The organism is Caldibacillus sp. 210928-DFI.2.18 (genome assembly GCF_020554505.1).
GTDB classification, from domain to species: Bacteria; Bacillota; Bacilli; order Bacillales; family Caldibacillaceae; genus Caldifermentibacillus; species Caldifermentibacillus hisashii.
In genome coordinates, this window is sequence record NZ_JAJCHL010000215.1 from 1 (window position 1) to 618 (window position 618).

The 618-nt window shown below is 32.8% G+C and carries 2 protein-coding genes; both read left to right on the forward strand.

What is annotated here, in order from left to right; genetic code table 11:
- The first annotated feature begins 74 nt into the window (after positions 1 to 74).
- Positions 75 to 356 (forward strand): HI0074 family nucleotidyltransferase substrate-binding subunit, encoded by a 282-nt coding sequence (locus tag LIZ98_RS17620; RefSeq protein WP_251250520.1) that lies wholly within the window; start codon positions 75 to 77, stop codon positions 354 to 356.
- 2 nt (positions 357 to 358) lie between these two features.
- A partial coding sequence (locus LIZ98_RS17625; RefSeq protein ID WP_227140430.1) for a nucleotidyltransferase domain-containing protein occupies positions 359 to 618 on the forward strand: 260 nt, incomplete at its 3' end.

Genomic DNA, 618 nt, shown 5'->3' on the forward strand with positions numbered 1-618 from the left:
TTTAAAAAATCATATCAGCTATTGGAAAATACTCCTCTCTGGAACTAACTTCTGAAATTGAAAAAGCAGGTCTTATTCAATTTTTTGAAATCACTTTTGATCTGGCTCTCAAAGTGTTGAAAGATTACTTAGAGGCACAAAGATATATTGTAAAAAGCCCGAGGGAAACCAGTAAGCAGGCGTACCAAATGGAAGTTATTGATGATGGACATGTATGGATAGAGGCATTGTCGAGTCGAAATTTAACGACGCATGCATATGATAAGCAATTTACGGAAAAATTTGTTCAGGATATTCAACAAGTGTATTTCCCATTATTCAAATCCTTATATGAAAAACTCTTGGAGGAGTATTAAATATGTATGGGTTATTAGAAAAGGACATGGATTATATATTAAAAGCATTGAAACAATTTGATGAAATCGACCGTGCTATTCTTTATGGTAGTCGGGCAATGGGAAATTATAAAAAGGGCTCTGATGTAGATATTGCGATTCAGAGTGAAAAAGTTACAGGAAAAACCTTTTTCGAACTGGACGATTTGTTGAATGAAGTTTATCCACTTCCCTATTTTTTTGACATTATCCATTTTGAAAAGTTAACCAATCAAAATTTAAT